At 66.4% G+C, this 21966-nt stretch carries 24 protein-coding genes (1 of these 24 only partly in view); 9 read left to right on the top strand and 15 right to left on the bottom strand.

Going from position 1 to position 21966, the window contains the following annotated elements; all coding sequences use genetic code 11:
* Positions 1-113: 113 nt before the first annotated feature.
* Positions 114-1454, top strand: a complete 1341-nt coding sequence (locus H1Q64_RS11180) for a ferric reductase-like transmembrane domain-containing protein (protein ID WP_237903551.1) — start codon at positions 114-116, stop codon at positions 1452-1454.
* A gap of 13 nt (positions 1455-1467) precedes the next feature.
* Here the strand turns inward: H1Q64_RS11180 and H1Q64_RS11175 are convergent, their stop codons facing one another.
* Both H1Q64_RS11175 and H1Q64_RS11170 read right to left on the bottom strand, forming a co-directional pair.
* Positions 1468-2892 (bottom strand): FAD-dependent oxidoreductase, encoded by a 1425-nt coding sequence (locus H1Q64_RS11175; RefSeq protein ID WP_237903550.1) that lies wholly within the window; start codon positions 2890-2892, stop codon positions 1468-1470.
* 15 nt (positions 2893-2907) lie between these two features.
* The gene (locus H1Q64_RS11170; protein WP_237903549.1) at positions 2908-4014 is read right to left on the bottom strand and encodes a polysaccharide pyruvyl transferase family protein; all 1107 of its coding nucleotides are present in this window, start codon (positions 4012-4014) and stop codon (positions 2908-2910) included.
* Between the two features lie 186 nt (positions 4015-4200).
* Between H1Q64_RS11170 and H1Q64_RS11165 the strand changes: the two genes are divergently transcribed.
* Positions 4201-4668 (top strand): hypothetical protein, encoded by a 468-nt coding sequence (locus H1Q64_RS11165; protein ID WP_237903548.1) that lies wholly within the window; start codon positions 4201-4203, stop codon positions 4666-4668.
* Positions 4669-4688: 20 nt separating this feature from the next.
* On the opposite strand, the gene H1Q64_RS11160 is transcribed toward H1Q64_RS11165, so the two are convergent.
* Positions 4689-5678, bottom strand: a complete 990-nt coding sequence (locus H1Q64_RS11160) for a TerC family protein (protein ID WP_237903547.1) — start codon at positions 5676-5678, stop codon at positions 4689-4691.
* A gap of 321 nt (positions 5679-5999) precedes the next feature.
* Here H1Q64_RS11160 and H1Q64_RS11155 point away from each other — a divergent pair, with 321 nt between their 5' ends.
* Positions 6000-6326: an HU family DNA-binding protein gene (locus tag H1Q64_RS11155; protein ID WP_269145369.1), complete on the top strand. Its 327-nt coding sequence runs from the start codon at positions 6000-6002 to the stop codon at positions 6324-6326.
* Between the two features lie 68 nt (positions 6327-6394).
* The gene (locus tag H1Q64_RS11150) at positions 6395-6805 is read left to right on the top strand and encodes a MucR family transcriptional regulator (protein WP_014240479.1); all 411 of its coding nucleotides are present in this window, start codon (positions 6395-6397) and stop codon (positions 6803-6805) included.
* A gap of 219 nt (positions 6806-7024) precedes the next feature.
* Here the strand turns inward: H1Q64_RS11150 and H1Q64_RS11145 are convergent, their stop codons facing one another.
* Positions 7025-7549: a GNAT family N-acetyltransferase gene (locus H1Q64_RS11145; RefSeq protein WP_237903546.1), complete on the bottom strand. Its 525-nt coding sequence runs from the start codon at positions 7547-7549 to the stop codon at positions 7025-7027.
* Between the two features lie 525 nt (positions 7550-8074).
* Between H1Q64_RS11145 and rpoH the strand changes: the two genes are divergently transcribed.
* Together rpoH and H1Q64_RS11135 are read left to right on the top strand one after the other, a co-directional pair.
* The gene (gene rpoH, locus H1Q64_RS11140) at positions 8075-8965 is read left to right on the top strand and encodes an RNA polymerase sigma factor RpoH (protein ID WP_237903545.1); all 891 of its coding nucleotides are present in this window, start codon (positions 8075-8077) and stop codon (positions 8963-8965) included.
* Between the two features lie 230 nt (positions 8966-9195).
* Positions 9196-10542, top strand: coding sequence for a globin-coupled sensor protein (locus H1Q64_RS11135; RefSeq protein WP_237903544.1), 1347 nt, complete (start codon positions 9196-9198; stop codon positions 10540-10542).
* 110 nt (positions 10543-10652) lie between these two features.
* Here the strand turns inward: H1Q64_RS11135 and H1Q64_RS11130 are convergent, their stop codons facing one another.
* Positions 10653-10823 (bottom strand): hypothetical protein, encoded by a 171-nt coding sequence (locus tag H1Q64_RS11130; RefSeq protein ID WP_237903543.1) that lies wholly within the window; start codon positions 10821-10823, stop codon positions 10653-10655.
* 320 nt (positions 10824-11143) lie between these two features.
* Here H1Q64_RS11130 and H1Q64_RS11125 point away from each other — a divergent pair, with 320 nt between their 5' ends.
* Complete coding sequence (locus H1Q64_RS11125) at positions 11144-11719, top strand: GNAT family N-acetyltransferase (protein ID WP_237903542.1); 576 nt, start codon at positions 11144-11146, stop codon at positions 11717-11719.
* Here the strand turns inward: H1Q64_RS11125 and H1Q64_RS11120 are convergent.
* On the bottom strand, positions 11697-12167 hold the full coding sequence (locus tag H1Q64_RS11120) for a hypothetical protein (RefSeq protein WP_237903541.1): 471 nt from the start codon (positions 12165-12167) through the stop codon (positions 11697-11699). The genes H1Q64_RS11125 and H1Q64_RS11120 overlap by 23 nt on opposite strands.
* Positions 12168-12388: 221 nt before the next feature.
* Between H1Q64_RS11120 and H1Q64_RS11115 the strand changes: the two genes are divergently transcribed.
* Entirely contained in the window at positions 12389-13543 is a 1155-nt protein-coding gene (locus tag H1Q64_RS11115; RefSeq protein WP_237903540.1) for an alpha/beta hydrolase, read from the top strand.
* 21 nt (positions 13544-13564) lie between these two features.
* Here the strand turns inward: H1Q64_RS11115 and H1Q64_RS11110 are convergent, their stop codons facing one another.
* The 9 genes from H1Q64_RS11110 to H1Q64_RS11070 form a co-directional block, all read right to left on the bottom strand.
* On the bottom strand, positions 13565-14200 hold the full coding sequence (locus H1Q64_RS11110) for a LysE family translocator (protein ID WP_237903539.1): 636 nt from the start codon (positions 14198-14200) through the stop codon (positions 13565-13567).
* A 74-nt stretch (positions 14201-14274) separates the two neighbouring features.
* The gene (locus H1Q64_RS11105; protein WP_237903538.1) at positions 14275-14925 is read right to left on the bottom strand and encodes a hypothetical protein; all 651 of its coding nucleotides are present in this window, start codon (positions 14923-14925) and stop codon (positions 14275-14277) included.
* A gap of 89 nt (positions 14926-15014) precedes the next feature.
* Positions 15015-15473 (bottom strand): molybdopterin synthase catalytic subunit MoaE, encoded by a 459-nt coding sequence (moaE, locus tag H1Q64_RS11100; RefSeq protein WP_237903537.1) that lies wholly within the window; start codon positions 15471-15473, stop codon positions 15015-15017.
* Between the two features lie 16 nt (positions 15474-15489).
* Positions 15490-15741, bottom strand: a complete 252-nt coding sequence (gene moaD, locus H1Q64_RS11095; protein ID WP_237903536.1) for a molybdopterin converting factor subunit 1 — start codon at positions 15739-15741, stop codon at positions 15490-15492.
* Positions 15741-16994, bottom strand: a complete 1254-nt coding sequence (glp, locus tag H1Q64_RS11090; protein WP_237903535.1) for a gephyrin-like molybdotransferase Glp — start codon at positions 16992-16994, stop codon at positions 15741-15743. Before glp ends, moaD begins: the two co-directional genes overlap by 1 nt.
* A 28-nt stretch (positions 16995-17022) precedes the next feature.
* On the bottom strand, positions 17023-17550 hold the full coding sequence (gene mobB / locus H1Q64_RS11085; protein ID WP_094302047.1) for a molybdopterin-guanine dinucleotide biosynthesis protein B: 528 nt from the start codon (positions 17548-17550) through the stop codon (positions 17023-17025).
* Positions 17551-17715: 165 nt separating this feature from the next.
* Positions 17716-18327: a CDP-diacylglycerol--glycerol-3-phosphate 3-phosphatidyltransferase gene (gene pgsA / locus H1Q64_RS11080; protein WP_109071245.1), complete on the bottom strand. Its 612-nt coding sequence runs from the start codon at positions 18325-18327 to the stop codon at positions 17716-17718.
* A 48-nt stretch (positions 18328-18375) separates the two neighbouring features.
* Positions 18376-20358 (bottom strand): excinuclease ABC subunit UvrC, encoded by a 1983-nt coding sequence (gene uvrC, locus H1Q64_RS11075; protein WP_237903534.1) that lies wholly within the window; start codon positions 20356-20358, stop codon positions 18376-18378.
* Between the two features lie 401 nt (positions 20359-20759).
* A complete protein-coding gene (locus H1Q64_RS11070) occupies positions 20760-21530 on the bottom strand; it encodes an SDR family oxidoreductase (protein WP_237903533.1) in 771 nt (256 codons plus the stop codon).
* 94 nt (positions 21531-21624) lie between these two features.
* On the opposite strand from H1Q64_RS11070, the gene H1Q64_RS11065 reads away from it, so the two are divergent.
* Positions 21625-21966 carry the beginning of a hypothetical protein gene (locus H1Q64_RS11065; RefSeq protein WP_237903532.1) on the top strand. 459 nt of this gene lie beyond the right edge of the window, so 342 of the gene's 801 nt are visible here — the first part of the coding sequence; it begins with the start codon at positions 21625-21627; its stop codon lies off the right edge, out of view.

The following is a 21966-nucleotide window of genomic DNA, read 5'->3' as shown; positions in this document are numbered from 1 at the left end:
TAGCCAGCCATTGGAATGGCTGCGATGATTCAAATCGTCTTGTCACCGGAAGAGAAATCGCGAAACGTCCCTCCATCCGCACCTTGACGGTGGCCGTCACGGAGGGTGTAGCCATGAAAACAATCACGCTGTCTTTATGGGGTATTTTAGCGCTTTTGACGGTTTTGTGGCTTGCCGCCGAGCCGAGTGTGTTTCTGGCAAGCAGCTTTTTCGGCCTTCGCGCCCAACTGGTTCAATACAGCGGCATCATCGCCATCGGATGCATGGGCGCGGCCATGATCCTGGCGCTGCGGCCGCGCTGGCCGGAGCCGTGGTTCGGCGGCCTCGACAAGATGTACCGCCTGCACAAGTGGCTGGGCATCGCCGCGCTCGTTGGTGCGATCGTCCATTGGCTGTGGGCCCAGGGGCCGAAATGGGCGGTCGGCTGGGGGTGGCTGGCCCGGCCGCAGCGGGGACCGCGGGCAATTCCCGACAGCTCCCTCGAACAGTCGCTCCGCAGCCTGCGCGGCACCGCCGAATGGCTCGGAGAATGGGCCTTCTACGCGGCCGTGCTGCTGATCGCGCTGGCGCTGTTCAAGCGCCTCCCCTACCGGCTGTTCTTCAAGACGCACCGCCTGCTAGCGATCGCCTATCTGGTGCTGGTTTTCCACGCCGTCGTGCTGACCGACTTCGCCTACTGGAGTTCGCCCATCGGCTGGGTGATGGCGCCGCTGCTCGCCGCCAGCGCCTGGGCCGCCATCATGGTGCTTCTCGGCCGGGTCGCCGCCGACCGGAGTGTTCCCGGCACGATCGGCGCGCTCCATTACTTTCCCGGCGTACACACCCTTGAGGTCGCGATCGACGTTCCACAGGGCTGGCCAGGCCACAAGGCGGGCCAGTTCGCCTTCGCCACCTCGGACAGGGTGGAGGGCGCCCATCCCTACACCATCGCCTCGGCCTGGAACGATGCCGAGCGCCGCATCACCTTCGTGGTCAAGGAACTTGGCGACCACACCCGGCGGCTGCGGGAACGGCTGACGGTCGGCCAAGCGGTGACGGTGGAAGGGCCTTATGGATGCTTCACCTTCGACGATTCCTGTCCGCACCAGATCTGGGTGGGCGGCGGCATCGGCGTCACGCCCTTCATCGCCCGCATGAAGTTCCTGGCGGCAATGGCCGAACGGCCACGGCAAACCATCGATTTCTTCCACACCACCAGCGAGTACGACGGGGACGCGATCGCGAAGCTCACCGCCGACGCGGCGGCGGCGGGGGTTCGCCTCCATGTCCTGATCGACAGCCGCGACGGCCGCCTGGATGGCGAGCGCATCCGTGCGCTGGTGCCGGAATGGCGCGATGCCAGCGTCTGGTTCTGCGGCCCGGCAGGCTTCGGACAGGCGCTGCGGCACGACTTCTCGGCCCACGGTCTGCCGGTGGACCAGCGCTTTCACCAGGAACTCTTCGCGATGCGCTGACCCCAAGGAAGCCTTACGCCTCCGGCTCGCGCAGCAGGGCCCCCTGGCGCAGCAGCTCGCGCTGGATGGCGCCGACCGGGATGTCGCGGGTGCGCTCGCCGCGCCGTGCCGCCATCGACGCGCAGATCCCGGCGGCCTGCCCCGTCGCCATGCAGGTGGGCGTCACCCGGTAGGAGGAATGGGCCTCGTGGCTGCCGGAGATGCAGCGTCCAGCCACCAGAAGCTTCTCCGTCCCCTTGGGCAGAAGCGCCCGCATCGGCACCTCGTACCATTCGCCGGAGGGCACGCGCTTCAGCACCGTGCCGCGGCCGGTCGGGCTGTGGATGTCCACCGGGTAGGTTCCGCGCGCGATGGCGTCCTTGAACTTCGCCGCCCCCAGCACATCGTCCGCGGTCATGGCGTAGTCGCCGACGATGCGCCGCGTCTCACGGATGCCGATTCCGGTCCCGGTCTGGCAGGTGTAAGCGTCGGCGAATCCGGGGGCGTACTTGCGCAGGAAATTGGCGATCTGCGCGGCCTGCCGGTGACTCTCCCACTCAGCGTGGGTCAGGTCGAAGACGTTGGTGCCCAGCGCGCCGGTGACCCGCGTGCAGTTCAGGGCGATCTCTCCGGGATGGGTGGTGGCGAAGAACAGGATGTCCTCGCGCGCCAGATCGAGGTCGCCGTTGGCCGTGGCCTTCGACACGAGGTCCCACAGCCCGTGAACGCCGCGCCACTGCGTCGGATGCTCCCGCACATAGCCGTTGAAGGCGTCATGGTCGAAGCCGACCATGCGGAACATCAACGTCATCGGCTGGGTCAGCCCGTCCTCCTCCCGCCCGACCTCATAGTCGCAGCCGGCCAGCGCCGCGATGTCACCGTCCCCGGTGCAATCGACGATCACGTCGGCCTCGATCACAACCGGGCCGGACTTCGTCTCGAAGACCACCGCGTCGGGCTTGCCCGGCTCTCCGAGAACAGTTGAGGCGAAGGCGTGCAGCAGCACCTTCACTCCAGCCTCATCGAGGATTTGCTGCGCGGTGACCTTCAGCACCTCCGGGTCGAAGGGAACGGTGAAGCCGGTGTCCGGCGAGGGTGGTATGGCTCCCTGGTTGGTGTAGAGCCGGCCCAGGAAGACAGCCAGCGCCCCGCCCACCACCGGCTCGCCGGGGCCGTGGTCCTGCGGCATCAGGCGGGTGTTGTCCACGACCGCCACCGAACCGCGCTGGGTGTAGAAGCTCATCCAGGGCATGACGAGGGCTGCCGTGGCGTTGCCGCCGAGGAAGCCGTAACGCTCCACCAGGATGGTGTCGGCCCCGGACTGGGCGGCCCCGATGGCCGCCCCCATGCCGGCGGGGCCGCCGCCGACGACGAGCACGTGGCAGCGCGCGACCTTCATGGCGCGGCGCGGTGGCAGGGTGACCGACTCAGGGTTCGGGGGACAGGGCAGAACGGGCAAGACTGGCTCCTTTCGTCATTCCGCTGCTTTGGCCGCTGCTTTGGCCGCTGCTTCAGCGCGCGGCGCCACCGTCTGCAGGGCCAGCGGCGCCGTCTCGCGGGCACGCTCCATCAGCACGGGAATCCGGTCGCGCAGCAGTCCCTTCTGCTCCGCACGGTGGTCCCACAGGCGGTCGAGGTCGGCGAGGAAGGTTCCGGCGGTGGTATGGGACACCGTCGCCCGCGGCTCCAGCCCGATGGAGGACAGGAAATCCGACACCTTGGAGGCGTAGGGCAGTGCTATCAGCGGCGTGCCGGTGATGGCCGCGAAGATCAGGAAATGCAGCCGCATCCCCACGGCCATTTCGAAATGATCCATCAGCCCGATGATCTGGCGCGGCGCGTAGCGGTATTGCAGCAGATGGGCGCGCTCCGACACCGCCATGCGGCCCATGACGCGGTGTGCCTCCCGCACATCGGCGCGCTCCATCGGCACGAAGACCACATCGGCGCCGAAGCGCTGCACGATGTAGTCCGCGGCCTCCGCCAAGAGCTGGTGATAGGCCGCGTCGCTGAGTTCAGGCGCCGCGGCCCCCTGCTCGCGCACCGAAAGGCCGACCAGCGGCCGGTCGCGCGGGATACCGGCCTCGGCCAGCATCTCCTCGGTGAAGGGCGCCGGAGTCAGCAGCAGCGCCGGATCGGCGGTGACCGTCACCGGAATCTGCACACCGATCTCCTCGATCAGCCGCTTGGCGCTCGGTTCGCGGACGGTGATGCCGGTCATGCGGTCGAGCCCTTCGCGCACCGCGTCGCGCTCCACCCGGTCCTTCAGCGGACCGACGCCGATGGCGAAGGTGTAGGACGGCACACCCAGCTTCTGCGCGATGGTGACCTCGCGCAGGTAGGTCTGCGCCTCGCTGTCGTAGAGGATGCCGCCGCCACCCAAGAGAAGCAGGTCGAGCCGCTCGACCTCCGGCGTGATCTCGTCCTTCATGGCTTCCCGCGGATTCAGAACGCGGTCCACCGCGTGGTTCTCGCGGGTGTGAGCGGCGTTGCGCGAGAAGACGACCACCTCCACCCCCGGCACCGTGGCGCGCAACTGCTCGATGGCCGAGGTGAGGATCGCCTCATCCCCCAGGTTCAAGCCGCCGTAAGACCCTGAAATGCCTATGACCGTCATCCGTACCCCCCTGCCGCACCGGAGCCGTGCGCCTATGCCTTCGGGTGCAACCCGACCGGCTGGCGAAGGTTCCGTGCGACCGGTAGTCTGCGGTCGCGTTCATCCGGAGTTGGATGGGCCGGACGTCGGACGGGCAGGACAAGGCAGACGATGCAGAGACCCAAGCTGTTTCTCGACCTCGACGGCGTTCTGGCCGATTTCGACCGCGGCGTGAAGGCGGTCACCGGCAAACGCCCGGAGGAGATCCCGATGAAGGTCATGTGGCGGGAACTGTCCCGCCATCCCGACTTTTTCGGCACGCTGGATTTCATGCACGACGCGCAGGACCTCTGGCGATTCTGCGAACCTTACGCCCCGACCATCCTGACCGGCCTGCCGCTCGGCTCCTGGGCGCCGGAGCAGAAGCGGCGCTGGGTCGCCCACATGCTGGGACCCGATGTGCGGGTGATCACCTGCATGGCCCGCGACAAGCATCGTTACGGCGGGCCAGGCACGGTCCTGGTGGACGACCGCGAGAAGGCCCGCGATCCCTGGACCCAGGCGGGCGGCGACTTCATCCTCCACACCAGCGCGAAGGAGAGCATCGCCGCCCTGAAGCGCCTGGGCTTCACCGGCTGACCGGGGTCATTTGACCGGCATCACTCCGCCGGCAGCCGCTTGCCCTCGCTGCGCGTCTTGAGAAGCGAGACGACCACGCCGCCCGCGATCAAGGTCAGCGTCACGCCCAGCGAGATCAGCGGGTCCGGCTTGCCGAATATCTGTGTGTAGAAGATTTTGCCGCCGATGAAGACCAGCACCAGAGCCAGCGCGTATTTCAGGTAACGGAAGCGGTGGACCATCGCCGCCAGCGCGAAGTAGAGCGCGCGCAGGCCCAGGATGGCGAAGATGTTGCTGGTGTAGATGATGTAGGGGTCGGTGGTGATGGCGAAGATGGCGGGCACGCTGTCCACCGCGAAGATCAGGTCGGCGAACTCGACCATCATCAGCGCCAGGAACAGCGGCGTGGCGTAGAGCGCGGTCCGCCCGTCCGGACCCGCCTCGCGCACGAAGAACTTCTGGCCGCGGAAGCCGTCGGTGATCCGCAGATGACGGTTCAGGAGGCGCAGCGCCAGGTTGTTGGCGAGGTCCGGCTCCTTGTCGACGGCGAACAGCATCTTCACGCCGGTGATCAGCAGGAAGGCGCCGAAGACGTAGAGCACCCAATGGAACTCGCTGACCAGAGCGGCGCCGGCGGCGATCATCACGCCGCGCATCACGATCACGCCCAGGATGCCCCAGAACAGCACGCGGTGCTGGTAGGCCCGCGGGACCGCGAAGTAGGTGAAGATCAGCGAAATGATGAAGACATTGTCGAGCGACAGGCTCTTTTCGATGAAGAAGCCTGTGTAGTACTGCGCCGCCGCGGTGTCGCCCATCGACCACCAGACCCAGCCGCCGAACAGCAAGGCGACAGCGATGTAGAAGGCGGAGAGACGGAGGCTTTCCTTGACGCCGATCTCACGGTCGCGGCGGTTGAGGATGCCAAGGTCGAAGGCCAGCAAGGCCAGGACGAGGCCGACGAAGGTCAGCCAGACCCACGCCGGCTTTCCCATGAAATCGAGAAAGACGGGTGCGATAAGGGAATCCATAACAAGACCCACTTGATTGCGCTGCGTCTGCAGTGAATTCAAGCGGTATCCGACATCACGGCTGACGCCTCAGCCGTCAGAGGGGCCCGGACCCGAACGCCGCTGAAGTGGTGTTGCTGTTTTTGCGTTCAAGGCCCGCGGCCGGCGAGTCGATCAACTATCGACGGAAAACATCGTCCATTTTCCGCTCGCTCCGCACCGTTGTGCCGCGGTGGGCGGTCGCTTTGATGCATCTGGGCCACAGGGGATGCAAGAAGTCATCATTGGCAAAACACTTATGGTTGCTTTTCCGGCCATCGCTCTTGTGCCGATGGATTCAATCTGCCAAGAACACGGAAAAATCCACGCGCGCACCCGCACCAGGAGTTTCGCATGAACCAAGCCGAGCTCATCGAGACCGTCGCGACCGACGCCGGCATCCGCAAATCCGATGCGGCGAAGGTCGTCCAGTCGGTGTTCGAAGGCATTTCCTCGGCGCTCGGTCGTGGTGAGGATGTGCGCCTCGCCGGGTTCGGCATTTTCGAGGTTGCCGAGCGCGCCGCCCGCGAAGGGCGCAACCCGCGCACCGGCGAGGTGGTGCAGATCGCCGCGTCCAAGGCGCCGCGGTTCAAGCCGGCCAAGCAGTTGCGCGACGTGGTGAACGTCTGATCGACATCGCCCTAATCCAAGGCTGTTCCAAACGGCTGATCCACAGGGGAACGGAGCTGAACGCGGCCATGACCATCGAAGCATCGGAATTGCAGGCCCTGACCGCCAAGGTCGTTGCGGCCTATGTCGGCAACAACACGGTGCCGGTCGCCGACCTGCCGGCGCTCATCCTCAACGTTCAGACGGCCTTCAACGGCCTCGGCGAAGAGAAATCCGCGCCGGCCAAGGCCGAGCTGGTCCCCGTGGTGCCGATCAAGAAGTCGGTGACCCCGGAATACATCATCTGCCTGGAAGACGGAAAAAAGCTGAAGATGTTGAAGCGGCATCTGAAGACCGTCTACGACATGTCCCCGGACGATTACCGCGCCAAGTGGGGCTTGCCGGCGGAGTATCCGATGGTCGCACCGAACTATGCGAAGGCCCGGTCGGAGATGGCGACGAAGCTCGGTCTGGGCCGCAAGCGGGTGGTCCAGGACTGACCCCCTTCCCCAGGCCGCACACTCAATGGCGGGCGCATCCTGGCGATGCGCCCGTTCTTGCGTTCAGCGGTGATGGATGGCGTCGAAGGAACGATCAAGACGCACCAGGGTGACGACGCTGTGTGCGGTGGGACATAAAACCCCGATATGCCCTTCCGTCGCGTTTCGTTCATGGACCCGGGCCGCTGGGCAAATCACCCGCCGTTCCGCCCAGTCCCATCAACGCCCGTCAGGCGGTGACGCATCCCCGTGGCCGAGTGGGCGCTGCATCAGGACGCTGTCCACCCAGCGCCCGAACTTGAACCCCACCGCCTTCAGCAGGCCCGCCGGCTCGAATCCCAGGCTGCGATGCAGACCGATGGACGACGCGTTCTCGCTGTCCCCGATCACCGCGATCATCTGGCGGCATCCAGCCTCCTCACAGCGGTCGATCAACGTCGAGAGCAAAGCCCGGCCAGCACCGCGCCCCATGCAGTCCGGATCCAGATAAATCGAATCCTCAACGCTGTAACGGTAGGCGGTGCGCAGCCGGTAGGGACCGGCATAGGCATAGCCTATGACCCTCCCGCCCATCTCCGCAACGACATAGGGCATACCCCGGGCCAGCACGTCGTCCCGCCGACGGGCAAGCTCTTCCAGGCCGGGTGGGACTTCCTCGAAGCTGGCCGCACCGGTCAGGACATGGTGTGCGTAGATCGCCTGGATGCGCTCCAGATCGTCCGGCCGGCTGCTGCGAATGTTCATAGTGGGGCCTCTCACCTTGCGTCGTCCTAGGTTTCCTTCCCAAATAGCACGCCCGCAAGCCCGTGGAACACAAGCGTCGCCGCGGACCGCTCCTGCACTGCCCCACCCACCCCTGAGGAAAATTCTATGCCGAAAGGCCGAGCAGGCTAGCCTGTATGGCCATGCCTTATGAAATGGATACCCATCTCCGGCCGAGTGATGACAAAGCGGAGAGACCGGCATCTGCCTTCATTCCAAACGAAAGCCGTCATATTTTCGCCAATCTCCCAAAAGTTCTCCGGATCTTTTTGGCATTCATAAGGACCGAATAGTCCGGATATACGCCAAAAAATATTGCTGCACCGCCGTTTCAAGGCTTGATCCAACTTGGTGGTGGCGGCACAGTATCAATGTCTGATTGACGTGTTCCTGGATAATTTCGGCAAATCCCCACAATAAGAATGCCGAAACGATGGGCGTCTGCGAACGGCCATCGAAAAGGTTCCGCGGCAAGAGACGGTGGAGCGTTGGAGAGAGGAGGCCGGTGTGCTCAAGAAACTCCTGACTGGTGAAAACGCCAGCCTGACCCGTTATGTCGAGGAGTCGAAGCGGTTCCCCATCCTGGCCCCCGACGAAGAGCGCGAGCTGGCCGTCGCTTGGCGCGACCGCGGGAACGGCCATGCGCTGGAGCGTCTGGTGGGCAGCCACCTGCGGCTGGTCATCAAGATCGCCCGCGGCTTCGGCGGCTACGGGCTGCCGCTGGTCGACCTCGTCGCCGAAGGCAATGTGGGCCTGATGCAGGCCGCTCAGAAATTCGATCCGGGACGCGGTTTCCGTTTCGCGACTTACGCCACTTGGTGGATCCGCGCGGCCATACAGGAATACATCCTGCACAGCTGGTCCCTGGTGAAGATGGGCACGACCGCCGCGCAGAAGAAGCTGTTCTTCAACCTGCGCCGCCTGAAGAGCCAGATGCAGGAGCTGGAACAGGGCGACCTGTCCCCCTCCACGGTCACCGCCATCGCGACCGAGCTGGATGTGCCGGACCAGGAGGTGATCGAGATGAACCGCCGTCTGTCGTCCAACGACAGTTCGCTCGACGCCGCCCTTTCCAGCGATGGCGAAACCAATTGGCTGGAGCTTCTGGCCGACGACCGTCCGACCCAGGAAAGCGTGATCGCCGAGGCCGACGAGCTGGCGCTGCGCCGCCGGCTGGTTGGACAGGCACTGGAGCGTCTGGACGACCGTGAACGCCGCATCCTGTTCGAGCGGCGCCTGAAGGAGGACCCGTCCACCCTGGAGTCGTTGAGCCAGCAGTTCTGCGTGTCGCGTGAGCGGGTTCGCCAGATCGAGGTCCGGGCCTTCGAAAAACTGCAGAAGGCCGTCCTCAGCGCCGCCCAGGCTCTGCGCCGCGCCCCGGCCCATATGGCGGCCTGATGTAGACGAACCAATATTTTCACGACAGCTTGCAACATACCGGCGGATGCCAAACGGCTCCGCCGGTTTTCTATTTCGTTAAAGCCTGGTGATTTGTTGGGCCTGCGACAACTCTGCCGGTTTCCACACCGAACGTAACCCTCCATAGTGCGCGCGCAGGTTAGTTACTTTGCATTAAAAACAAATTGCACTAATCTGAGGCGGTCCTATTTTCGCGGGGAAGTCGATCCATGTCGCATTCTGCCCAGACACAATCCATCCTCGACCGAATCTCCTTCTTGCGAATCGACGAACCCACGAAGGCCGTCCTTCGGGAATTTCAACCCCACCTCGCCCAACGCATCGATCAGATCCTCGAGGAATTCTACGGCTACCTGCGCTCGGTCCCGCAGGTCGCGGTGCTGCTCGCCAATCCCACGGTGGTCAGCCGGGCACGCGACATGCAGAAGCAGCATTGGCTGAAGAACGTCTTCACCGGCACCTTCGACGACGCCTACATGGCGCAGGTGCTGAAGATCGGGCAGGCCCACCAGCGCATCGGTTTGGAGCCGCGCTGGTACACGGGCGCCTACTGCTTCACGCTGAACAAACTGATCGACCTCGCCTATCAAGTCTACCGCAAGAAGCCGGAAAAGATCGTCCAGCTGATGCAGGCGATCAACAAGGCGGTCTTCCTGGACATGGATCTGGCGACCTCCGTCTATGTCGATCTGAACACCGCCGCGATCATTTCACGCGAGCTGGGAACCACCGCCGACTCCTTCGAACTCGAAGTGAAGAGCGTGGTCCAGGCCGTGGCCTCCGCCGCGCAGCAGCTCCAGGGAACCGCCCAGAACATGAGCCGCACCGCCGAGGAGACCAGCGCGCAGTCCACCCAGGTGGCCGCAGCCGCGGAGGAGGCCTCCGTCAACATTCAGACGGTTGCCGCGGCGGCGGAGGAGCTGACCGCCTCCATCGGCGAGATCAGCCATCAGGTGACCCAGTCGGCGGCCATCGCCGGCGAGGCCATGTCGCAGGCGGAGCGCACCAACACCACCGTGCAGGGTCTGGCCGACGCCGCCAGCCGCATCGGCCAGGTGGTGAAGCTGATCCACGACATCGCGAGCCAGACCAACCTCCTCGCGCTGAACGCCACCATCGAGGCGGCCCGCGCCGGTGAGGCCGGCAAAGGCTTTGCGGTTGTCGCGTCGGAGGTGAAGAGCCTCGCCAACCAGACCGCCAAGGCGACGGAGGAGATCAACTCCCAGATCGGCGCGGTTCAGGGGGCGACCCAGGACGCGGTGCTCGCCATCCGCTCGATCTCCACGACCATCGCGCGGATCAACGACATCTCGACCTCCATCGCGTCGGCCATGGAAGAACAGGGCGCTGCTACCACCGAGATCGCCCGCAACGTCCAGCAGGCGTCGATCGGCACCCGCGAGGTCAGCGAAACCATCGTGCGCGTCAATTCCTCGGCGTCGGACACCGGCTCGGAAGCGCGCAGCGTCCTGTCGGCGACGAACGAACTGTCCATTCAATCGAACAATCTGAGAGCCGAAGTCGACCGTTTCCTGGCACGGGTCCGGGCTGGCTGATTGTTGCAACGGCCTGTGGCCGGCGGCGCCATCCGGTGCCGCCGGCTCATCGAGCCGACCGCCCTGCCTTCATGCAGGCTGTCCTCGTGCAGGCCAACCGCGCGTTGACGTCAGAGAACGGTGCGGAGAACCGTATCGCTGACCTTGATCTTTGCTGCGTTGGCCGCTGAACGGATATCATCGAGCGAACGCCAATGGCTGCGGCCACCGATCGTGGTCAAAGCGCCATTCTGCATCACCACGTAAAGGCCGGTGCGCCCCAGATTGACAATCTTGATCATTGCGCGGTCCTCCCTGTCTCCTGGTGCTCTCACGTGGCTCGTGAGTCGCGCCCTATCACCGAACGGCCGTCTCTCCGCTCCAATTCGTTTAGAGACTTATCAAGACTCCACGCAGATGGTCAATCAGGCTGTTCGTCATATCCTCTGGGTTGTTCAATCCTTGATTCTTGGATGATTTTATAAACAAATTCTCTAAACTTATCTCTTTCTGGTGCGGTTGGCGGGCTGTCCTTGCCCGGTAAGACTTTCATTGGTCGCGGGGAACGCCGCGCCGCGTCGGTCCGTTCACTCCGTCAGATGCTTCGAAGTCCGGAGGAGGAATGGACGCCGCCACCGCGTCGCAGGATGTGATCAGCCTGCCCGTCACAATTCGCCCGGCCTGCCGGACCGACTTGCCGGATCTCGAATGGTTCGGTCTGCACACGCCCCACCGGGAAATCCTGGCCACGGCCTTCCGGGCTCAGGAGCGTGGAAGCGGTGCTCTTTTGGTGGCGGAGGTCAACGGCTTTCCCGCCGGTCAGATCTGCATCGACTTCCAGCGCAAGCGACATCTGCGCCGCGCCACACTGTGGGCGTTGCGGGTGTTCCAACCCTTCCGCAACCGGGGCATCGCCACGCGGCTGATGACCGCCGCCGAGGGCGCCGCGCTCGACCACGGCTATTCGGAATCGGAACTGGGTGTGGACAGGGACAACGCCGGAGTCCTCGCCTTCTATGAGCGGCTGGGCTACGAGCTGCGGGGCACCGAACGGGGGCGCTATTCCTACCGCACCCCGGCCGGCGAACTGGTCCAGGTGCCCATCGATCAATGGATCATGCGCAAGCCGCTGTTCCGGCAGGTGGTCTGGCAGACCGGAGCCGGCTTCGCGCCGGTCATTCCGCCGCCAGCGCTATGAGCCGGGCCGGACGGCGCCGCGGCAGACGGATGCGCGCGCCGTCCAGAATGTCCGCCAGTTCCCGTGCGGAATCGGTGGCCATGGTCAGGGCGACCAGGGGAAGCCAGCGGTCGAACACCTGGGTCGTCACGTCGCTTTCTCCGGCCTGCATGGCGGCCAGCGCGTCCAGCACCGCCATCTCGTCCATTCCGACCCGCGAGCAGGTCGGGCAGCGGAAGGCCGGCCGCCCGGCGTTGGTCACGGCAAAGGTGCCCAGCAAGGCGAACAACGGCAGCAGAGCCGACGACGGCACGCCGGCCACGCCGAAACTGGCCCGCATGGCGGCCATCGCGCCGGCGGTGCCGTGACGGAACCACTGCCGGAAACCGGTCAACAGCGCGCGTTCCGCCGTCGTCAGATCGGACACCGTCCAGGGGGACAGCCGCCCCTCGCCCACCGAATCGCACATGTTGACCCCTCCCGACTGAAGTGACGGAACCGACCTTAGACGATCCACGCCTGATTTGCGAGTCATTCGCATTTGCAATTGATGGACCTTCTGACGCAGGGCACCCGCACCGATGAGGCTGTGACAACGCTCCGTGACAAAAGCCGGCCCGGTCCGATGGAAAGGTCGGGTTAACCATATTCCGAGACCCTTTCCACGCCCGCAGACAGGAGCGTGGAAGGATGAGGCGGACAGTCGGACAGGCGCTGCTCGGATTGGTGGTGGCGTTGGCAATGCTCGGTACGGCGCAGACGGCGGCGGCCCAGATTCACCTGAACCCGGCCTATGGCGACGGCACCCTGCTCGGCCCGACGATGGCCCGCGGCGCGGTGGTGTGGAGCCATGGCCGGTCCGTGGAGGTGGAGGATTCGAACGCCCCTACCCCGCTCTACATGAAGACCATGCGGGACGCCGGGTGGGACGTGTTCCGTCTGGACCGCATGCGGGTCAGCGATACCCTGCCGAACAGCTCCCGCGCGCTGGCGGGCTATGCCGACCAGCTGAAGGACCGTGGCTACCGCAAGGTCGTGCTGACCGGCCAATCCTTCGGCGCCTTCCTCTCGCTGATGGCCGCCGGGCAGAGCGACAGGGTGGATGCCGTCGTTGGCACTGCCCCCGCGGCCTTTGGAAACTTCTCCGACTCCTACGACAGCTTCCGCGACAACGCCGCGCAGCTCTGGCCGATCCTGCGCGACATCCACAATGCGCGGGTGATGCTGTTCTTCTTCCACGGTGACGATTTCGACCCCGGCGGACGCGGAGAGTCGGCGCGCAGCATCCTGTCCTCGCGCGGGCTGGACCACATCGTCGTGGATCAGCCGGCCCTGCTGACTGGCCACGGCGCTGCGACGACCGGCATGTTCGTCCGGCGGTTCGGGTCCTGCATCCTGCGCTTCGCCGAGGCGGCGCCGCGCCGGGGCGACCCGTCCTGTGACGAATCCTGGGGCCGCACACCGAGCGCGGAGCTGATGCGGGCCGCAGCGCCGGAGCCGCGCACCGGCAGCGGCACCTCCTCCCCGGCGGGCACCGGGGCCCGCTCCTTCCTCGGCGTCTGGTACGGCGCCTACATCAACGGGCGGGAGATCGCGCTGGCGGTGGACCGGGTTGAAGGCGACGCCGTCTACGCCGACTATGTGCTGGGGCCGGGCATGGAAGCCGACCAGCCGATGGAGCGCGCCCAGCGCAAGGGCCGCATCGAGAACGACGAGTTGGTGTTCGATGAAAAGGGGCGCAACGTGTTGCGCTACAGCGTCCGGACAGACGGGCGCCTGTCCGCCACTTGGCTGGACCGCTCTGGCAAGGGCCGTTTGGAGACGACCCTCCGCCGGATGGATTGAGCAATCACAGACGGTGGGCGATCACAGCCGGCGGGCGAGTGCCAGCAGCCCGCCGGCGCCGATCATCAGACCGCCGGTCAGGCGGTTGAGGGTGCGGGCCGCGGATCCGCTGGTCAGGCGGGCGCCGATGCTGTTGCCCCCGGTGGCGTAGGCCATGATCCAACCGAACTCGATCACTACCATGATCGCCACCAGCGCCACCAACTGTGGCATCAGCGGGGTCGTCGGATCGATGAACTGCGGGAACAGGGCGGCCATGAAAACCAGAGCCTTAGGGTTGCTGAAGGCAACCAGCAGCCCGCGCAGGAACAGGCGATGGGCCGGGGCTTCCTCCGCCGCCGCGGCGCCGCTGACGCGCGGCGAGCCGTCCGGCACCGGCGCCCGCCACGCGGCGATGCCGAGCCAGGTCAGATAGGCCACGCCCGCCCACTTCACCGCCTGGAAGGCCGGTTCCGACGCCGCCAGCAGGGCTCCGAGGCCCAGCACCGACAGGGTGGCCATCGTCGTCAGCGCCACGCACATGCCCAGCCCGCCCCAGGCCGCGCGGCGGACGCCGTAGCGCAAGCCGAGGCTCATCGCCAGCAGCATGTTGGGGCCGGGAGTCATCGACAGCACGAAGGCCGTCGCGAAGAAGAATCCGAGGGTCTGCCAGTTCATCGCCGTCTTCCGAAGGGGTCCAGGATGTCACCACGGCGCGGCGTGTCTGGCAAACGCCGCCTGTGCAAAGCTGGTCAACGCCGGTTCGCATCGTTCGGCACCGGATCGCGGTAGTCCCAAGGCGGCGTGCGCAGCCACTCCTCCAGGCTGCCCGGCGCCGCCTTGCCCCGCGCTTCCGGCCGCTCGGCGGACTGGATGGGCTCGGCTGGCTTCGAGCCGAGAAGCGCGCCGGGCCACACCCGCCCATCCCGATCGACCCGCGCACGGTAGCGCAACCCCATGGAGGCGATGAACTCCCCCTGCCCGGTCGGGCGCCCGAACGCGAATCCGCCGACGTAGCGGTGACCGTCCGGTAGGGTCAGCGTCCCCGGGCCGGTGGCGAGGCCATGCTGGAAACGGCCCTGGAAGATCGTCCCATCCGCGCGCCCGCTGCGTCCCGGCCCCTCGGCCCGGCCATCGACGAAGACCGCCTCGGTCCAGTCCGCCGGCTCAGTATCATCGAACGTTTCAAGAACACCGGCACCGTGAGCGAAACCGTTGCGGCAGGCGCCGCTCCAGCGGACGGACCTCCCCCGGCTCGGATCAGGGTCGCGGACGCGGCAGCCGCTGACCGGGTCGGTCAGAACCCGCTCCGCCGTTTGCCGCTCCTTCCCTTGGACGGGGCACGACAGGAACGCGCCCAGCGACAGGGCCGCCAGTCCGGCGAGCAGGAACCGGGTTCGCATGATCGGACACTCCGCATGCGCGCACAGCCTTGCGCGGGAGCGGATCCAAACACCGTGAGGAGGACGCCGTCTGTGCGCTGCCTCTCACCTCACGCCGGTTTCGTCCAGCGGGCCGCCGCCGTGTCGTCGGACTCCTTGGCCTCCACCCAGCGCTCGCCCTCCGGGGTGGCCTCCATCTTCCAGAAGGGCGCCTTGGTCTTCAGCCAGTCGATCAGGAAATGGCAGCTTTCGAAGGCCGCTTCGCGGTGGGCGCTGGCGGTGGCGACCAGCACGATCCGGTCACCCGGCTCCAGCCGCCCGTAGCGATGGATGATCCGCGCGTCGTCCAGCGGCCAGCGCTCCCGCGCTTCCGCCTCGATCGCCTCCAACTGCCGCTCGGTCATGCCGGGATAATGCTCCAGCGTCATGGCGCTGACGGACTCGCCGCCGGCCATGTCGCGCACCAGCCCGACGAACAGGGTCACCCCGCCGATGCCCGTCTTGCCGCCGGTCATCGCGGCCAGTTCCGCCCCGACGTCGAAATCCTCGCTCTGCACCTTCACCGTCACGGCAACGTTTCCTTCCTCAGCCGCCGGTCACCGGCGGGAACAGGGCCACCTCGTCGCCGGGGCCGACCGGATAGTCGTAGGGCACATGCTCCTGGTTCACTGCGACCTTGACCACCGTGCTGTTGGCGAGCGCGTCGGCGTGCTTCGGGCTGCGGGTCTTCAGCCACTCCACCAGGGCGCCGACGTCCCGGACCTCCGCCGGCAGGTCCACCGTCTCGGTCGCCACGCCGATCTTGGTGCGCAGCCAGGCGAAATAGAGGATCTTCATCACCGAACCTCACTGAAAGGCAGGAAATCCACGATCATCCCCGGTTCGACGCGGGTGATCTCTTCCGGCAGTTCGACGAGCCCGTCGGACTCGACCATCGACGACAGGATGCCCGCCCCGTCGCGCGGGTGCTTGACCGCGGTCAAAACCCCGTCGGCGGCGCGGGCGAGCGTGGCCCGCACATACTCGCGCCGCCCTGCCTTTTTCTTGTAGGTAAAGCCCGCTCGCAGCGGGAACAAGGCGGGCGCCTCGTCGGCCGCCCCCATCAGCCGGAGCAGGATCGGGCGGGCGATGCGCAGGAAGGTGACCATGACCGCTACCGGGTTGCCCGGCAAGCCGACGAAGACGGCGCCCTTGGCTGTCCCCAAAGCCACCGGGCGCCCCGGCTTGATCGCCAGCCGCCAGAAATGCAGGCCGCCCAGAGTCTCCACCGCCGCCTTGACGTGGTCCTCCTCCCCCGTGGACATGCCACCGGATGTGATGAGGACGTCGTGCGTCTCCGCGGCTTCGGCCAAAGCGCCGCGAACGGCGTCGAGCCGGTCGAGCAGGATGCCGAGGTCGGTCACGCGGCAACCGAGCTGGCGCAGCGCGGCGATCAGGGCGAAGCGGTTGGCGTCGTAGATGCAGCCCGGCTCCAGCGGCACGCCCGGCTCCCGCACCTCGTCCCCGGTGGAGAAGACGGCGACGCGCAGGGCCGTGCGCACCGTCGCCTCCCGCCGCCCCAGCGAGGCGAGCAGACCGATGTCCTCCGCCCGCAGCCGGCGTCCGGCGGTCAGGACGGTGCTCCCCTGCGCCATGTCCTCCCCGGCGCGGCGGCGGTTGGCGCCGCGGCGGATGCCGGGGGGAATGGCGACGGTGCTCTCCTCCGCCTTGCAGTCCTCCTGCATCAGCACCGTGTCGAATCCCTCGGGCATCGGGGCGCCGGTGAAGATGCGCACCGCCTCGCCGCGCCGTCCCGGACGGTCCAGCGCGTGGCCCGCGGCGACACGCGCCGTGACCGGCAGCCGCGTGGCCGCGTCGGGCGTCAGGTCGTCGAAGAAGACCGCGTAGCCGTCCACCGCCGAATTGTCGTGCGGCGGCACGTTGAACGGAGCGACGACATCCTCGGCCAACACATGGCCCAGCGCGTCGGCAAGACCGATCCGGCGGGTCGCGGTGACGGGGTGGAGGCGGCCGGAGAGAAGCTCCAGCGCTCGGTCCACCGCCATCATCTCGCCGCCGAAGGCGAAGCAATCGTCGCTAAGCTGAGCCATTGCCTACTCCACCCTGCACACCGCCGTCTCAGACAGCCTGTCCCGTTGCCTTGCACCGGTCCAGCGCGCAACGCTCAATGATGAAGGACGCGATGGCCTCCTCGTCGTTCAGGTCGAAGACAGGCACCCCGGCGTCCGGCACCGGCCCGTCGCTCGCGATCGCGACGATGCTCGGATCGTCGCGCGCGATCAGCGACTTGCCCACCGAGGCGCGCCACACCTCGATCTTCTCGTGCGGTTCGCGCTTGAAGCCTTCGATCAGCAGCAGATCGACCGGCGACAGCTTCGGCAGCAGTTCCGCCAGGGACAGTTCCGGCTCGTCGTTGCGGATCTCGTGCATCAGCGCCCAGCGGCGGGGCGAACTGACCAGCACCTCGGTGGCGCCGGCCTCGCGATGGTTGTGGCTGTCCTTGCCGGGGTGATCGATGTCGAAGCCCTTGTGCGCGTGCTTCATGGTCGAAACGGTCAGGCCACGCCGGATCAGCGCCGGGATCAGGCGAACGATCAGCGTCGTCTTGCCGCTGCCGCTCCACCCCGTCAGGCCGAACATCTTCATGGAAGCCCCTATCCTCCGCCTTGCCGCCCATCGCTGTGCGGGCGTTCCCCGGTCACATAGCAGAAACACACGGGCATGCGAACGGACAAACCGGATTTGTGGCCCCCTCTGCCGCCAGCCGGAAAGCCCTTTGCGATAAAAAGCGACTCGGCCCCGGAAGGCGGCTCAGCCCGGCGTGCGGGCCGGGTTGCCCGGGGCGCCCTTACGGGGCTTGGCCGGCTGGTGGGCCATCATGTGCTTCAGCCCGGCGCGCATGTAATCCCACCCGGTGACGAAGGTGAGGATCGCCGCTACCCACAGGCCCAGCGTGCCGATCAGAGTGACCGGGATGTGGACCGGACCGTAATCGCCGACGATCAGGAAGCCGATCGCCACCATCTGGATCGTCGTCTTCCACTTGGCCATCCAGGTGACCGGCACCCCGACGTTCAGCCCGGCCAGATACTCGCGCAGGCCGGACACCAGCACTTCGCGCAGCAGGATGACCACGGCGGCCAGCACCGACAGCCCGGACAGCCGGGCGAAGGCGACCAGCATGATCAGCGTCGCGGCGACCAGCAGCTTGTCCGCGATGGGATCGAGGAACTTGCCGATGACGCTTTCCTGCTCCCAGGCACGGGCCAGATAGCCGTCGAACCAGTCGGTGATGCAGGCCGCGGCGAACAGGGCGCAGGCCGTGTAGGCGGCCCACGCCTCCGGCACGTAGAACAACCCGACCACGACGGGGATCACCGCGATGCGCGACAGGGTGAGCAGGTTCGGCAGGCTGGTCAGCATCGGTCGCAACTCTGGAATCGGGGGAAACGCGCGGCGGGCGGCGTCATTCTAACCGTCTGAATGGAAATGATCGTATATCTTTTTCGCCACTGTCTTGCTGATCCCTTCGACCGACTCCAAATCCGCCAGACCGGCGCGGGAAACGGCGACGGCGCTGCCAAAATGGTGCAGCAGGGCCTTCTTCCGGCTGGGTCCGATTCCGGGAATCTCGTCGATCATCGATTTGCCCAACGCCTTGGTGCGCTTCGCCCGATGGGTGCCGATGGCGAAGCGGTGCGCCTCGTCCCGCAGCCGTTGCAGGAAATAGAGCACGGGATCGCGCATTTCCAGCTGGAACGGGGCGCGGTCCGGCATGAAGAAGCGCTCACGCCCGGCGTCGCGGTCCGGCCCCTTGGCGATGCCGACCAGCGTCACGTCGTCGATCCCGAGATCGGCCAGCACGCCCAGCGCCATGTTGAGCTGCCCGATGCCGCCGTCGATCAGCACCAGATCAGGCCACGTGCCCTGCGTCCGCTCCGGATCCTCCTTGATCGCCCGGCCGAAGCGGCGGGCCATGACCTCGCGCATCATCGCGAAGTCGTCCCCGGCCGCACCCTCGGTCTTGATGTTGAACTTGCGGTAGGCGTTCTTGATGAAGCCCTCCGGCCCGGCGACGATCATGGCGCCGATAGCATGGGCGCCCTGGACATGCGAGTTGTCGTAGACCTCAATCCGCTGCGGCGGGCCGTCCAGCCCGAACACCGTCGCCACCCCGTCGAGCAGCCGTGCCTGCGACGAGCTTTCGGCCAGCCGCCGCCCATGGGCCTCCCGCGCGTTGGTCAGGGCGTGTTCGACGATGCGGCGCTTGTCGCCCCTCTTGGGCGCGGCCAGCTCCACCCGGTGGCCGGCACGCAGCGCCAGGGCCTCGGTCAGCAGTTCCTGCTCCGGCAGGTCGTGACTGACCAGGACGAGGCCCGGGGCCGCCTTGTTCTCGTAGAACTGGGCGATGAAGGCGGCCAGCACCTCCGGGGTCTCGGCGCTCTTGTCGTGGCTGGGGAAATAGGCGCGGTTGCCGTAGTTGCGCCCGCCGCGGAAGAAGAACACCTGCACGCAGGTCATCCCGCCCTCCGCGTAGGCGGCGATCACGTCGGCGTCCTCGACCACCCCTTCGACGTTGATGTCCTGGTGGGCCTGCACCGCGGTCAGCGCACGGATACGGTCGCGGTAGCGGGCGGCGGTCTCGTAATCGAGATTCTCCGCCGCCTTGGTCATCTCCGCGACGAACTCCGTCTGGATGTCGCGGCTCTTGCCGGACAGGAAGGCGCGCGCCTGATCGACCTGCGCCTGATACTCCGCCGGGCTGACCCGCTCCACGCAGGGTGCGGTGCAGCGCTTGATCTGGTACTGCAGGCAGGGCCGCGTGCGCGCGGCGAACACCGTGTCAGCGCAGTTGCGCAGCAGGAAGGCGCGCTGGAGCGCGGTGATCGTCCGGTTGACCGCCCCCGCCGAGGCGAAAGGACCGAAATAGTCGGCGTCGCGCGACCGCGCGCCCCGATGCTTGGTCAGCTGCGGGTAGCCGTGGTCCTTCGTGATCATGATGTGCGGGAAGGTCTTGTCGTCCCGCAGCAGCACGTTGTAGCGCGGCATCAGCCGCTTGATCAGGTTCGATTCGAGGAGCAGCGCCTCGACCTCGGTGTGGGTCGTGACGAACTCCATGGTCTCCGTTTCCGACACCATGCGCTGCAGCCGCACGGGCAGGCGGTTGACCTGGGTATAGTTGAACACCCGCCGCTTCAGGTTCTTGGCCTTGCCGACATAGAGCACGGCCCCGTCGCCCGCCAGCATGCGGTAGACGCCGGGCGTCTGCGGCAGGGTCTTCAGGTGGTCGCGGATCACCTCCGCCCCCCGGGCGAGATCGGCGGGGCGCCGTCGCGGGCGTGGCGTCTTGTCCACGCCTTGGGTATCCGCGCCCGGTGCGTCGGCGCCCAGAAGGTCGGCGCCGTCCGTCTCCGGGAGGATGAGGTCCGTGGGGGTGTCTGCGGTGTCGGCCATGTCTCGAATGTCGTCGGGTCCGGGGAGGGGGTCAACCACCCCCTGTCCTGAATGGTTAAGACGAACGATCCACCTCTTCGGTGGGCATCCATCGGGATATCCACGACTCCTGTGGATAAGTGTGTCGATAACCCAAGGGTTACCCCAGCGGAACCAAGGTGGCCCAAGGGATTCCAAAGCTATGCATAAAAATTGGGCATTTTACCTAAGGTATTGTTTTTACTGGAGACACCCCGAGTCAAGTCGGCACTTTGGCGCTGCGCCGCTATTTTTCCGGATCGTGCAAACAGCCCCTTGCGCCGATGAGGCCGGATGTGTACAACGCGCGGTCCTCTTGCCGGGGCGTCCAACCCACCAAGGGGTTGTCCGCTGAACGGCCAGTCGGTTCCTTGCCGAACCGCCTATTCCGTTGGCACGAATCCCAAGGACGGCTGCGCCCATCCCAAATGCTCGCCACCGTCGAGCGCGACCATTTGCCCGGTGACCGACGGCGCGTCGATGAGGAAGCGCAAAGCCGCGCAGATCTCTTCCGGCGAGGGGCCGCGCCTCAGCGGAGTCGCTTCACGCTGCGCGGCGAACTCCTCATCCGTCTGCCGGACATTTTTCAACGTCGGGCCCGGCCCGATCGCGTTGACCCGGATGCGCGGGGCGAGTGCCATGGCGAGCGTCTGGGTCAACGTCCACAGGCCGGCCTTCGACAGGGTGTAGGAGATGAAGTGCGGGGTGAGGTTCCACACCCGCTGATCAATCATATTGACGATCAACCCTTCCGCGTCGCCCGGCACCTGAGCCGCGAAGGCTTGGCTCAACACGAAGGGAGCGCGAAGATTCGCCTCTATGTGGCGGTCCCAGGACTCGCGGGTCACATCCCCCACCTCGTCCCGTTCGAAGCGGGAGGCGTTGTTGACCAGCAGCGACAGCGTGCCCAGTCGCTCGACGGCTTCGGGCACCAGCGCCTGCGCGTCCATCTCGCGTTCCAGATCGGCCTGAAGCGCCACGGCAACGCCACCCTGCCCGACGATCTGCGTCACCACCGCGTCGGCCTCGCTGCGGGATTGCCCGAAATGCACGCCCACACGCCAGCCACGCGCCGCGAGATCGAGCGCGATGGCGCGTCCGATCCGCTTTCCCGCCCCGGTGACCAGGGCCGCTTTCCGCTTGATCTCCACCATGCCGCCATAGGTACCTTGCCACCCGTTCCGGTCAAGAGGTTCCCTCAGGGTCAAGGACCGGACCGGTGAAAGACAGGCGGAGCGGGGCGCGGCCATGCTGAGAGAAGCCTTCGAGTATCTGACCACGCCCTGCCCGCCCTTGTCCCGCCGCTACGGCTATCTGGCGGAAGCGGTGGCTCTCGGCGCGCGCCACCGGCGCCAGCGGCAGGCCTGGGCGCCCCACGTCGATGCCTGCCGCCGCTTCGTCCAGGAAGCCGCCGAACGGGCACCGCGGGGCGGCCGGGCGCTGGTGGCGGGGTCCGGCTTGCTGATCGAGGTTCCGCTGGCGATGCTGGCCGAGCGATTCGGCGAGGTGGTTCTGGTCGACATGGTTCACACCCGTTGCGCTCGTCTGCAAGCGCGACGCCATTCCAACGTCCGCCTGCTCACCCTCGAC

It is taken from the genome of Azospirillum brasilense (assembly GCF_022023855.1).
Classification (GTDB): domain Bacteria; phylum Pseudomonadota; class Alphaproteobacteria; order Azospirillales; family Azospirillaceae; genus Azospirillum; species Azospirillum brasilense_F.
Note: the sequence above shows the minus strand (reverse complement) of the source record. Positions and strands in the feature narration are given on the sequence as shown.